The 12,096-nt window shown below is 70.1% G+C and carries 13 protein-coding genes and 1 pseudogene; 7 read left to right on the plus strand and 7 right to left on the minus strand.

Annotated elements, in window-relative coordinates; translation table 11 throughout:
- Positions 1 to 56: 56 nt before the first annotated feature.
- Together ACFWM7_RS27620 and ACFWM7_RS27625 are read right to left on the minus strand one after the other, a co-directional pair.
- Positions 57 to 212: a hypothetical protein gene (locus ACFWM7_RS27620; RefSeq protein WP_003968543.1), complete on the minus strand. Its 156-nt coding sequence runs from the start codon at positions 210 to 212 to the stop codon at positions 57 to 59.
- Between the two features lie 142 nt (positions 213 to 354).
- A complete protein-coding gene (locus tag ACFWM7_RS27625) occupies positions 355 to 876 on the minus strand; it encodes a hypothetical protein (protein WP_383265339.1) in 522 nt (173 codons plus the stop codon).
- A 202-nt stretch (positions 877 to 1,078) separates the two neighbouring features.
- Between ACFWM7_RS27625 and ACFWM7_RS27630 the strand changes: the two genes are divergently transcribed.
- The 6 genes and pseudogenes from ACFWM7_RS27630 to ACFWM7_RS27655 all read left to right on the plus strand — a co-directional run bounded on the left by ACFWM7_RS27630 (position 1,079) and on the right by ACFWM7_RS27655 (position 5,807).
- Positions 1,079 to 1,924 (plus strand): hypothetical protein, encoded by an 846-nt coding sequence (locus ACFWM7_RS27630; protein WP_383265341.1) that lies wholly within the window; start codon positions 1,079 to 1,081, stop codon positions 1,922 to 1,924.
- Between the two features lie 182 nt (positions 1,925 to 2,106).
- A complete protein-coding gene (locus ACFWM7_RS27635; RefSeq protein WP_383265344.1) occupies positions 2,107 to 3,744 on the plus strand; it encodes a penicillin-binding transpeptidase domain-containing protein in 1,638 nt (545 codons plus the stop codon).
- Positions 3,745 to 3,805: 61 nt separating this feature from the next.
- Positions 3,806 to 3,886: pseudogene (locus ACFWM7_RS27640) on the plus strand (cobalt-precorrin-6A reductase); the annotation flags it as partial.
- A gap of 64 nt (positions 3,887 to 3,950) precedes the next feature.
- A complete protein-coding gene (locus tag ACFWM7_RS27645; RefSeq protein ID WP_383265347.1) occupies positions 3,951 to 4,478 on the plus strand; it encodes a YbaK/EbsC family protein in 528 nt (175 codons plus the stop codon).
- The gene (locus ACFWM7_RS27650) at positions 4,475 to 5,326 is read left to right on the plus strand and encodes an EamA family transporter (RefSeq protein WP_383265350.1); all 852 of its coding nucleotides are present in this window, start codon (positions 4,475 to 4,477) and stop codon (positions 5,324 to 5,326) included. Before ACFWM7_RS27645 ends, ACFWM7_RS27650 begins: the two co-directional genes overlap by 4 nt.
- A 121-nt stretch (positions 5,327 to 5,447) precedes the next feature.
- Entirely contained in the window at positions 5,448 to 5,807 is a 360-nt protein-coding gene (locus tag ACFWM7_RS27655; RefSeq protein WP_383265353.1) for an alpha/beta fold hydrolase, read from the plus strand.
- 178 nt (positions 5,808 to 5,985) lie between these two features.
- Here ACFWM7_RS27655 and ACFWM7_RS27660 read toward each other — a convergent pair whose 3' ends face one another.
- From ACFWM7_RS27660 to ACFWM7_RS27680, 5 genes are all read right to left on the minus strand, one after another.
- Positions 5,986 to 7,527, minus strand: a complete 1,542-nt coding sequence (locus ACFWM7_RS27660; protein WP_383265355.1) for an alanine/glycine:cation symporter family protein — start codon at positions 7,525 to 7,527, stop codon at positions 5,986 to 5,988.
- A 398-nt stretch (positions 7,528 to 7,925) separates the two neighbouring features.
- Positions 7,926 to 8,549 carry an alpha/beta fold hydrolase gene (locus tag ACFWM7_RS27665; protein ID WP_383265367.1) on the minus strand — a complete coding sequence of 208 codons (624 nt, stop codon included), beginning with the start codon at positions 8,547 to 8,549 and terminating at the stop codon, positions 7,926 to 7,928.
- Between the two features lie 309 nt (positions 8,550 to 8,858).
- Positions 8,859 to 9,932 (minus strand): PucR family transcriptional regulator, encoded by a 1,074-nt coding sequence (locus tag ACFWM7_RS27670; RefSeq protein ID WP_383265357.1) that lies wholly within the window; start codon positions 9,930 to 9,932, stop codon positions 8,859 to 8,861.
- 237 nt (positions 9,933 to 10,169) lie between these two features.
- The gene (locus ACFWM7_RS27675) at positions 10,170 to 10,379 is read right to left on the minus strand and encodes a DUF397 domain-containing protein (RefSeq protein ID WP_383265360.1); all 210 of its coding nucleotides are present in this window, start codon (positions 10,377 to 10,379) and stop codon (positions 10,170 to 10,172) included.
- A complete protein-coding gene (locus tag ACFWM7_RS27680) occupies positions 10,376 to 11,254 on the minus strand; it encodes a helix-turn-helix domain-containing protein (RefSeq protein WP_383265363.1) in 879 nt (292 codons plus the stop codon). Before ACFWM7_RS27680 ends, ACFWM7_RS27675 begins: the two co-directional genes overlap by 4 nt.
- 165 nt (positions 11,255 to 11,419) lie before the next feature.
- Here ACFWM7_RS27680 and ACFWM7_RS27685 point away from each other — a divergent pair, with 165 nt between their 5' ends.
- On the plus strand, positions 11,420 to 11,854 hold the full coding sequence (locus ACFWM7_RS27685) for an ATP-binding protein (protein WP_383265364.1): 435 nt from the start codon (positions 11,420 to 11,422) through the stop codon (positions 11,852 to 11,854).
- The last annotated feature ends 242 nt before the right edge of the window (positions 11,855 to 12,096 follow it).

Consider the following 12,096-nt stretch of genomic DNA (forward strand, 5'->3'; position numbering starts at 1 on the left):
TCTCAGGGTTCTGCTGTGTCGACAGAACTCCCGGCTTCTTCTTCTGAATCCGGAGATCAGAAGAAGTGCTTTCGCCCACCGACCGCGCGCCCGGTCGCACCCAGGATCCACAGGATGGCACCCACCAGGATGAGGATGCCGCCGATGGTCGTCAGCAGCCCCATACCGACAAGCAGGCCGATAATCAGCAGAATAAGTCCAAGGACGATCATTTTCTTTTCCCATCGTCAAGTCGGTTCGGACGCGTATGCGCCCGACACTTCACAACGGCCTCAGTGCACCCACCGGTACGTCCCGGCTCCGAATGTCGCCAGGACCTCGTTGCAAGGATCCTGGTGCCCGGCAATTCGGCCCTCACACATTTCCTCGAAACGATGTTCGTCGCTGTCGTGCCAGAAGGATCGCGGCCGCCCCCGACAGGGTCAGGAAGAACAGGGCCGCCCCACCCGACATCCACGCCAACAGGGCCGCACCGCCGCCCCCGACATCGGCGTCACGGGCCACCACCCGCGGATCGTCCGCCTGGTACCGGACGGTCATGGCAGCACCGACGGACTGCTTGCCGCCTCCGCTGCCCACCGGAAGACCCGCCACCACGGTCCGCCCGGCTGCCTCGAACTCCACCTCGCACTGGCCCACCATGCAGGATCCGGCGGTGTGCAAGGTCGCCTGAGCCCGCTCGCCGCCCTGGAGGGAGCGCAGGTGCTCGGCCGCCGGGAACATCACCAGCGCCGACAGTGCGCCCAGCAGCAGGGCGAGGGACAGCGACATCAGTAGGGACGCGCGGGGCCCCAGGGTGCTCGCGCCGCCTCCGGCCTCGCCCACGTTCGCCGGAAGCCGCGTTCCGGGCGCGCCCCCGTTCGCTTCGCCGTCCATCCGGCTCGCCCCCTGCCCGTCGGTGCCGAGCCTGCGTTCCGCCTCCTCGGGTCCATGCAGGGTATGCGGGACTCCGGGGTGATTTCAGCGCGTGATGTCGGCACAGTGGACCGGCCCCCGGCTGCCTGCTGTCGGCAACCACGGCCGGGTGTCGGTGCCCTCGCGTAGGTTGACGCCGTCACAGTCGAACGGAAGGCACACGGTGAAGGCGTACGACCTGGGGTTCGGGGAATCCGCGGAGGAACTGTCGGTCCGGCCCGGCAAGCCCGTCGAGATCGATCTACCCGGCGCCCGCGTCGCCGGTTGGTGCGGCGGCCGTGCGCCCGGCATCGGGACAGCCGCCTGGCCGCGGAGCCCCGTCACCGGACTGCCGATGACCCACGTCATCACCCTCGAACTGCCGGAGGACTACCGGCGCAAGGGCGCGGACCTGGTGGCCATCGCCTTCTTCCACGCCGACGACCACGTCGCCGACCGCATCGAGGGCGTTGCCGAGCTACTGGCGGGCACCGCGCCCACCGCGGAGCAGGCCGCCGACCCGTTCCTCGCCGCGGTGGCCGCGACGGGGGCGGCGCGCCACCCCCACCAGCAGGACCTGGAGGACATGATCGGCGGGGCGCACGCGCTCTTGTGGCTGACCGCCGACGAGTTCGCCGCACCCCGCATCGATCCCCCGGCCGACATCCGGCCCGACGGGCTCGGCGACGAGTACAGCCGGGGTCAGAACGCCTGGGACGACAGCGCCCCGGAGACCACGGTCTGGATCGGCGAGCGCACCGGCGACCCGAACACCGGCATCGCCCCGGCGGAGGACGGCGCGGGCGGCTATGTGAAGGCCTGGTCCTCGGACGACGAGGAGCTCGAAGCGTTCTGGGAGTCCGCGCACGGCATCTCACACCTGGGCGGAACGGTGATGCCCTGTCAGGGGCTGCCGGGAGGGCTGACCCCGTACGTCTTCGAGCTGGAGGACGGCGTCGGCGGGTTCAACCTCGGCGGCGGCAACGCGCAGATCGACCTGGAGTCGGGCGTCTTCGACTGGGCGCAGTAGCGGGCAGGGGCTTCGTCGCCGACGGCTGCGGAGCCGTAGCCGCCACACGACGGAGAGCGCTTTCCGGCCCAGCATTCCGGTCCGGTAACAACCCCCTCACCGCCCGCCATCACCGCTTAGGGTTCCTGACGGTTGCCCCCTGAACATGTTCAGGGGGCTCTCCTGGGGAGGGGGACTGCGAGATGCGCAGTGGAGCGAAGGTCGCCGTGATCGGCGGAGCGTTCGTCCTGGTGGCCGGCGGGATCGGCTACGGGGCGTACAGCGTGCTCGGCGACGAGGGCGGTGGGGGCGCGGGTACGCAGAGCGCGTCCGAGTCGTCGGAGGTGAAGACGGGGCCGCCGAGCGCGGAGGAGATCGCGGAGACGTCGAAGGGCTTCTTCGAGGCGTGGGCGGCCGGGGACGCGTCGGCGGCGGCGCTCCTGACCAACAACGAGTCGGGCGCAAAGCCGGTGCTCGCCTCGTACGGCGAGGACGCCCACATCGGCAAGGTGAAGATCACCCCGGGCCCGGCCGTCGGCACGAAGGTGCCGTACACGGTCAAGGCCACCGTCGCGTACGAGGGGAAGTCGAAGCCCATCTCCTACGCCTCGGAGTTGACCGTCGTCCGCGGTCTGACAACCGGCAAGGCCCTCGTCGACTGGGAACCGACCGTCGTGCACCCGCAGTTGACGGAGGGCGCGACACTGAAGACGGGCGAGTCCTCGGCGCCTGCGATCGAGGCCGTCGACCACAACGGCACGGTGCTGACGAAGGAGAAGTACCCCTCGCTGGGCCCGATCCTGGACACTCTGCGCCAGAAGTACGGGGAGACCTCCGGCGGTTCGGCCGGCATCGAGACCTGGATCGAGCCCGCCGACGAGTCCCAGCCGGACGTCAGCCTGCTGACCCTGGCCAAGGGCAAGCCGGGCAAGGTGCAGACGACGCTGGACGCGGGCGCGCAGGCGGCGGCGGAGCAGGCGGTCAAGAAGTACGCGCAGGCCTCGGTGGTCGCGGTGAAGCCGTCGACCGGGGCGATCCGCGCGGTGGCCAACAACCCGGTGACCGAGTTCAACGTGGCGTTGCAGGGCAAGCAGGCGCCGGGCTCGACGCTGAAGATCATGACGGCGGCGCTGCTGCTGGAGAAGGGCCTGGTCACGGCGAACGGGGCGGCGGAGTGCCCCAAGGATGCGATGTACCAGAGCCGTTCGTTCCACAACCTGGACAACTTCGGTCTGCCGGACGGCTCCACCTTCACCCAGAGCTTCGCCAAGTCCTGCAACACCGCCTTCATCAAGCTCATCGACGACACGAAGGACGACGCCGCCCTCTCCAAGATGGCCAGGGACGTCTTCGGCATCGGCCTGGACTGGAAGACGGGCGTCGTCACGACCGACGGCAGCGTGCCGGAGGAGGCGGGCGGCGAGGCGGCCGCCCAGTACATCGGCCAGGGCACGGTCCAGATGAACGCCCTCAACATGGCGTCCATCACCGCCACCGCCATGACCGGCACCTTCACCCAGCCGGTCATCGTCCCGCAGTCCCTGGACGACCGGGAATTGGCACGGGCGTCCCGTTCGCTGTCCGCCTCCGTATCCCAGCAGCTCAAGACGATGATGCGCGCGACGGCGGCCTGGGGCACGGGGGCGAAGGCCATGGCAGGCGTCGGCGGCGACAAGGGCGCGAAGACCGGCTCGGCCGAGGTCGACGGGCAGGACACCTCCAACAGCTGGTTCACCGGCTTCAGCAACGACCTCGCGGCAGCGGCGGTCGTCCAGACCGGCGGCCACGGCGGCGACGCGGCGGGCCCGGTCGTGGCGGAGGTCCTGCGCGCGGGCGGCTGAGCCCACAGCCGACGCGCGCGGGCGGCTGAGCACCGGGCCGAAGGCCCTACCCCGCTGCCCAGTCCCCCCGCCGGAGCCTCCCTGCCCGACCCGGATGGAGGTGCTGCTGGACCGGGGACCGTTCGACCTCGACGGCACCCGGCCCGGTGAGCCCACCCTCCGGAACCCCCTCGCGTGCATAGTGCACGGACCGCTAGCGTGCAGCCATGAGCACACCCGAACCCACCGAAACCGCTCCCACCACTCCCGCCGCCCCCGTCCCCCACGCCCACCCCCGGTTCGCGGAGGCGCTGGCCGAGCTGGGCCTCCAGGTCGAGGTGCGCCGCTTCCCCGACGCGACCAGGACCGCCGCCGAGGCCGCGGCGGCGGTCGGCTGCGAGCTGAGCGAGATCGTCAAGTCCCTGGTCTTCACGGCGGACGGCGTGCCGGTACTGGTCCTGATGGACGGCTCATCCCGGGTGGACGTCGAGCTGGTACGGCGTGAGCTGGGCGCGCAGAAGGTCAAGCGGGCGGACGCGGCCTTGGTCCGGGAGACGACCGGCTACGCGATCGGCGGCGTACCCCCCTTCGGCCACGCCACCAGGACCCGCGTCCTGGCCGACCGGCGCCTCCTGGACCACGCGGTGGTGTGGGCGGCGGCGGGCACCCCGCACACGGTGTTCCCGCTCGACCCGAAAACGCTGATCGCCCACGCGGACGCGACGGTCGCGGATGTGCGCGAGCCCGCCAAGTGACCCCTCTGGTCGCCATCGCGGTCCTCATAGCCGCTGTCACGCACGCCAGTTGGAACGCCATCGCCCACGCGATCAAGGATCAGCTGCTCTCCTTCACGCTGATCTCCGGCGGCGGTCTGCTGATCGGCGCGGTGATGGCCCTGTTCGCCCCGTTCCCGGCGGCGGGCGCCTGGCCGTACCTCCTGGTCTCGGCCGCGCTGCACGTGGCGTACATGATGCTGCTGATGCGCTCGTTCACGCTGGGCGACTTCGGCCAGATGTACCCGATCGCCCGAGGCACGGCCCCGCTGGTGGTGACGGTCCTGGCGGCGGTGTTCGTCGGCGAGCGCCCGGACGCCTGGGCCACGGCGGGCGTGGCGGTGGCCTCGGCCGGGCTGGTCGGCCTGGCCCTGTGGGGCATCCGGGGCTCCGGGAAGCGCCCGCACTGGCCGGCGATCGTGGCGGCGCTCGGCACGGGCCTGGCCATCGCCGGTTACACGACGGTGGACGGCGTCGGGGTCCGCGCCTCGGGCACCCCGCTCGGTTACGTCGCGTGGCTGATGGTCCTGGAGGGCCTGGCGATCCCGGCGTACGCGTACTACCGCCGCCGGTCCGAACTGCTCCCGCAACTACGGCCGTACGCCGTGCGCGGCCTGCTCGGCGCGGCCCTGTCGGTGGTCGCGTACGGGCTGGTCCTCTGGGCCCAGACGCGGGCCCCGCTCGCCCCGATCGCGGCGCTGCGCGAGTCGTCGATCATTGTGGGCGCGGCGATCGGCACGCTGTTCTTCAAGGAGCGCTTCGGGGCTCCCAGGATCGCGGCGGCGGGGCTGATGGTGGTGGGCATCGGGCTGATGCTGCACACCAGTTGAGGATGCGCCCGCCCCTCCTTATGACACTGTTGGCGAATCGTGTCCGTCCGGGCGATGGTCCACCGGCCCGGCGCCTACCGCGGACCACACCGGGTACTCCAAGCGAGCCGTCGCCGGTGACGTGGTCGAGGTGATGCGCTCCCTCGGCCATGTCCGGTTCGCGCTCGCGGGGCACGACCGCGGAGGCAGTGCCGCGCTCCGTCTCACGCTTGACCATCCCGAAGCGGTCTCGCGGGTGGCGTTGCTCGACTGCCTGCCCGTCACCGAGCACCTGTCCCGCATCACGGCCGAGTTCGCCACGCACTGGTGGCACTGGTTCTTCTTCGCCCAGCCCGACATCCCGGAGCGAGTCATCAACGCCGACCCGGACAGCTGGTACGGGGGCACGGCATCGACTCCGGGCACCACATGGCCGAAGAAGCTCCGGAGGCGCTCGCTTCCTCCCTGGCGGACTTCTTCGGCCGGGCGACCGGCTGGCTGAAGCGCTCCGTGCCTCAGCCTCCCCCAGCGGGTCGCTGACACCGAGGCCCTGCATACGACGTCGGCCTTCACGACCACAACGGGTCATGAAGGCCGACGTCACGTTCAGGCCCGGGGTTCGCCAACCGTGTCCGCCGTAGTGGCAGGGGCCAGGGGCTTCTGCTCGGGAGGCGTGGGGCTCAGACGTTCGCCTTCGTCAGCTCGTCGTCCTTGCCACCGTCGTCCCCGCCGGACCCGCCGGCCTTCCGGACCCGCACGTAGTCGAGGAACTTGTCGAGCTCGCGCTTGACGACCGGCGCGAGGAGGTACAGGCCGATGATGTTGATGACGGCGAGGGAGAAGAGCACCGCGTCGGCCAGGTCGATGAGGGTCTGCAGGGTGAGCAGCGACCCGGCGACGGCGAGCAGAGTGTAGAGGGACTTGTAGATGGTCTCGCTGGTGCGGCTGCGGCCGAAGAGGTACGTCCAGGACTTGAGGCCGTAGTAGCCCCAGGTCAGGACCGTCGAGATCGCGAAGAGCAGCACCGCGACGGTCAGGACGTACGGGAACCAGGGCAGCACGGTCTCGAAGGCGTCCGAGGTGATCGTCACGCCGCCGATGGACTCGCCGTCGCGGGCGTCGCCCCAGCTGGCCGGGTTGGCGATGACGATGGTCAGCGCGGTCATGGTGCAGATGATGACGGTGTCGATGAACGGCTCCAGCAGCGCGACCAGGCCCTCGCTGGCAGGGTGCTTGGTCTTGACCGCGGAGTGGGCGATCGGCGCGGAGCCGATGCCGGCCTCGTTGGAGAAAGCGGCGCGCTGGAAGCCGATGATCAGTGCGCCGAGGATTCCGCCCGCGACGCCCTGAGGGTTGAACGCGCCCTCGATGATCGTGCCGATCGCGGCGGGCACGGCGGTCACGTTGACGAGGATGACGATGAGACAGGCGACGATGTAGATCCCGGCCATCGCGGGGATGAGCCGACTGGTGACCGAGGCGATGGAGCGGATGCCGCCGAGCAGCACGATACCGACGAGCGCCGCGACGAGGACGCCGAAGAAGAGGGCGCCGGCGGAGGAGCCCATCGCACCGTCCTCGCCGCCGGTGACGGAGACGAGCTGGGCGTAGGACTGGTTGACCTGGAAGAGGTTGCCGCCGAAGAGCCCGAAGAACAGGATCATGATCGAGGCGAGGACGGCGAGCACCTTGCCGAAGGTCTTGCCGTTCTTGCCGAAGCGTTCGCCCAGGCCCTTGGGCAGGTAGTGCATCGGCCCACCGGAGACGGTGCCGTCGGCGTGGACCTCGCGGTACTTCACGCCGAGGGTGACCTCGACGAACTTGGTGGCCATGCCGAGGAGGCCGCAGATGATCATCCAGAACGTGGCTCCGGCGCCACCGATGGAGACGGCGACGGCCACACCCGCGATGTTGCCGAGGCCCACCGTGCCGGAGACGGCGGCGGTCAGGGCCTGGAAGTGGTTGACCTCGCCCGGCGAGTCCTTGTCGTCGTACTTGCCGCGCACCACGTCGAGGGCGAGGCGGAACTTGCGCACCTGGACGAGGCCGAACCAGCCGGTGAAGACGAGGCCCGCCACCACCAGCCAGGTGACGATGAGCGGCACGTCCGCCCCGGCGACGGTGACGGAGTAGAAGACGATCCCGCCCAGCCAGTCGGCTATGGGCTCGAAGAACCCGCTGACGGATTCGTCGATGTTCTCGGTGATGGAGTCGAGTGACACGTTGGCTACCTCGATGACGCGGGAACGGCGGACTTGGGGATGCCTTCGCCGGTCGGTGTGCGATGGGGGGATGAGCGAACGTCGTTGTCCGGTTCGGTGACCTGGTGCGTCACGCGGTACGGACTACGACGCTGATCACCCTGGCCTGGCTGCCGGGTCGGCTCCGGCGCTCCGACTCGACGGTCCTGCCGCCTGCGAAGTTGGGCATTTGTACCACGCCGTTTACCGAACCTTTAGTGATGTAGATCATATTTGCGCGAATCGGTGGTGAAGTCGCTGAATAGGTGACGTCATCGTTATACGGATCAGCGGATACGTTTATCGGACACCTATCGGCAGGACGGCTGCATCCCCCCTCCCTTACCCCCTCGGTCGCCGCGTAGACGAGCTCGTTCGGGTCATCCGTCCGTCCCGCGAGCCGCGCAGAACTCCCGCACCGCGTCGAGAACCATCTCCGGCGACTCGTCCAGCAGCAGGTGCCCCGCTCCCTCGATCACCCTGAACTCCGCCCCGAGCCGACGCCGGGCGGCCGGCCCCAGGACACGCGGGGGCAGAAACGGGTCGAAGCTGCCCGAGACGGCCAACGTGGGTACGGAACGGTGCAGTTCGAGCAGACCGGACGGGAGAGGAGGTGGAGCGAGGCTGGTGCGGCAGCAGCGTCCGACCAGCTCCATCCACTCCCCCAGATGGCCGGGCACCCGCCCGTGCCCCGGGGCGGCCATGCGACGCACCAGCACCGTCGAACGGGCCACCGTGGGCCGCAGGAGCCAGGGGACGGTGGCGGCCAGGAGCGGCACAGGAACCCTCAGCCGCGTGAGGCCGGCGCTGGAGAACAGCACCCGGCCGACGATCCGCGGAGAACCGCAGGCGAGCGCGACCGCCTTTCCCAGAGAGTGCCCCACCACCACGGCCGGACCGGGAACCACCCGCTCCAAGGCCTCGCTCAGCCACTGCCCGTACCAGGCCGTGCGGCGGACGCGAGGGCCGTGACCCCGCGCTGAGCCCCGGCTGACCGGGCAGATCCAGAACGGTCACGCGACGCCCACGGGCCAGTGCACCCATCAGAGGCAGGCACAAGGCGCCGTTCATGTTCGTTCCCGGCAGCAGCCCGACGCTCGCCTCGCCGTCGCTCTGCTCCGGTCCAGCGGTCACGAAGCCGGTGGCTCCCGCCGACGTGGCGACCTCGCCCCGGACATGGGATATGCCCCCGTCCGCGATCCGGTTCTCACACCAGCGCCGCACCTCTCGTTGTGCCTTCGCGCTTTTGTACACCGAGGTCACGTGAGCGTCCTTGTCGTCGTCGATATCTAGAGGAAGGGCCTGGTTGTCGCCTACGTTCTGTCCACGGGCCAGCCGAGAATCCGGGCTCCGATGCCAGCGGTCTGCAGGGAGTAGCGGTGCCTGGGGTCGGTCGGGTCGGATCCGGTGACCTGGTGGATGCGTTCGAGGCGGTACGTGAGCGCCCGGACGCTCAAGGAGAGGCTTCGGGCGGCCTGAGTAATGACGCAGCCCGCGTCGAAGGAGGCGGTAAGGGTTTCCAGATACTGTTCCGGGCCGCCCCGGGCCTTGAGGAGCGGCCCCAGGGTGGTGCTGACGAGGTCCGCCATGGCCTGCCGGTCCCGCGTCAGCACCGGGTAGACAAGAAGGTCCCCGGCGTACAGCACCGGGTCCTCCAGATCGAGACGGCCCGCCAGCTCCAGGGCCCGCAGCGCTTCCTCGTACGAGTGGACGACCCCACCGGCACCCGAGAGCGGCCGTCCGATCGCGGCCCGTCCGCCGTCGGTCGCGGCGTGGGCCTGTTTGGCGAAGTACGTGAGGACCTGGCGCTGATCCCCGGGGGCGATACAGATCAGCCGGCCGTCCTTGGTGGTGAGAAGGATGCTCCGCTCCCCGAAACGACTCGTGACCGCCAGCTCCACGAGGCGGGGCACGGAGTCGCCCTCCGCGTACGGGGTGGGGCCTTCGGCGACGGCGACGGCATGCGCGTGGGAGAACCGCAGCCCGAACCACTCGGCCCGTTCGGCCAGGACCCCCGGATCGCCGCTGCCGTACAGAAGGTCGTCGATGAACTCCCGGCGTGCCGCCTCCTGCTGCCGGAGGGCGAGCTGCTCGGCACGTTCGTAGCCCTCGCAGAGCGCTGCGACGGCCAGTTGTACGGCGGAGAGCACTCGGTCGGACCCTGCGGCCCCGGCGGGCCAGGCGGACCGGGTCCGGGACAGGTGGTGCACGACCAGGGCCCGCAATGTGGCGCCGTTGACCGCGGCTTCTTCCCCGAAGGACCGGAGTTCTGCCAACTCGGCCTCGGCAGGCCCCTCGCCCGTTGCCGCGACCGCGTCCAGCAGGGCTTCGAATCCGGGGCAGGTCTGTGCGCGGGTGGGTGCGGAACCGTCGGGTCCGCTCGCCACGGAGGTGACCTGCCGCCCGCTCTCGGTCGGCTTCACCGGTGACCGAGGGGCCACGTACTTCTGGAGAACGGTGGACTTGAACGTCTCGCTCGTTGGCGCAGGTCTTCTTCCACGAGGCCGGGCCTTCCGAAGTCTCGGCAAGCAGAGGGACGGTTGCCCCTCCGACGCCGACCAGACTTCCCGGCACACCAGCGCGCATGGTGACGCGTTGCCCGCATCATAGTGGCGGGCGGGCGTTCAGCGCCTTGCTGCGTACGCGACGAAGCCCGCCCAGGCGGCGGGGGCGAGGGCGAGGCGGGGGCCCTGGAGGTTCTTGGAGTCGCGTACGTGGACGGCGTCGGGGACGGTCGCGACTTCAACGCACTCGTTGCTGTTGCTGCTGTCGCTGTAGCTGCTCTTGAACCAGCGCAGTTCGAACGCGCCTCCGGCAGAGGTCTCGCTGTTCATGTCTCTCCCAGCACATGCTCGATGAAGGCCCGCGACTCCCTCGGGTTGAGAGCCTGCGCCCGGATGATGCCACACCGCAGTTCGATGATCCGCAGGTGTTTCGGGTCGGAGACCGGCCGACTGCCGAAGTCACCCTCGGAGCGCCCCACCGCCGAGCCGTCCTTGAACTTCAGCACCTGCATCTCACCGCCCATTCCGGCGTGCTCTTCGCGGCTGGTCGGCATCACCTGAATCTCGACATGGCGCAGCTCGCTCACCTCAAGGAGATGTTCAAGCTGGCGACGCCACACCATTCTGCCCCCGAGGGGACGCCGGAGGGTTGCCTCTTCCTGGACAAAGCTCAACTCCGGCGCGGGCGAGCGGCTGAAGATGGATTGTCGCGCCACGCGTGCCGCCACCAGCCTCTCCACGTCGTCGTGCGGGAACGCGGGCCTGCGCATCTCGAACAGTGCCCGTGCGTACTCCTCGGTCTGCAACAGGCCGTGGATGTTGTGGTTTCCGTACGCCGAGAGCTCCACGGCGGCAGCCTCCAGCTTCGCCAGCTCCCGGATCTTCTTCGGATACCGCACCTCCGCAAGGTCCGGCTTCATCGCCGCGAGCTTGCCGCCCGCCCCCACCGCCACGTCCACGGCGTCCATGAACTCCGGGCGCGGGATGCGGCTCCCGCCCTCGACCTTGTAGATGAGGTCCTCGCCGTACCCCATCGCGGAGCCCAGCTCGCCCGCCCGCAGGCCCGCCGCCTCGCGCCAGGTCTTGATCTGGCGGCCCACCGCCGCGACGACCGCCGCGCCCGACTCGTCGTCCGGGTCGACCTCCCAACCGGCCTCGTCCACAGCGTCGTTGCCGCGCCCCGTACCGTCCTCGACCATGCCCATGCAAGCCCCCGCTTCCGACGTGCGTGCCGTTCCTGCGTCAACCGCTTCCGTTCCCCGCACGTCACCGCCGACAGCCCGGACAACACCGGACAAGCCTCGGACAGTCACCGTACGCAGCGGCCGCACCACTGGGAAAGGTACGCCGGGGCAGCCACGCTGAGTGACATGAACCAGGAAGTCACTCGCACCCAGCACACGCCCACCGAACGCGCGTTCACCGTGCTGCTCTCCCCCACCCGTCGAGGGGCCCGGCTCGCCCGGCTGCTGACCACGGCCCATCTCGGCGCGTGGGGGCTCCCGTCGGAGTCGGCGGCGCACATCGTCGCCGAGCTGGCGGCCAACGCCACCGTGCACGGCCACGTGAAGGGCCGGGACTTCCAACTCGCCCTCACTGTCCGGTGCGGCACCTTGCGGATCGAGGTCACGGACACACGCGGCGACAGCGTCCCGCCCGGCCCCGGAGCCGTGAAGCCGCCCGGGGACGACGCGGAGACCGGGCGCGGCCTGCTCATCGTCGAGGCGCTGGCGGACCACTGGGGCATCGTCCCCGGGCCGGCCCCCCGCAAGACGGTGTGGGCGGAAATCGACCTCGAACGGTAGCCGCCCTGCACCGGATCGCACCCCCGGGCGATCCGGTGCGGCCCTCGTGAGCCCTCACCGGATCGCACGCCACCGCGACCCCCTGCGGCGCGACATCAACTACTTAAAGAACCAAGAGAAAGAACCCCCCCCCCCCCCCCCCCCCGGGCCCCCCCACCCACCCCCCAGGCGTTAGGGGCGCCCCAACGCACCCCGGGGGGCATTTCCAAACACGCGCGGCTTTGGGCCCGGTTCCCCGCCAA

Origin of the sequence: Streptomyces sp. NPDC058375, from assembly GCF_042723425.1 — a bacterium.
Lineage (GTDB): Bacteria > Actinomycetota > Actinomycetes > Streptomycetales > Streptomycetaceae > Streptomyces > Streptomyces durocortorensis.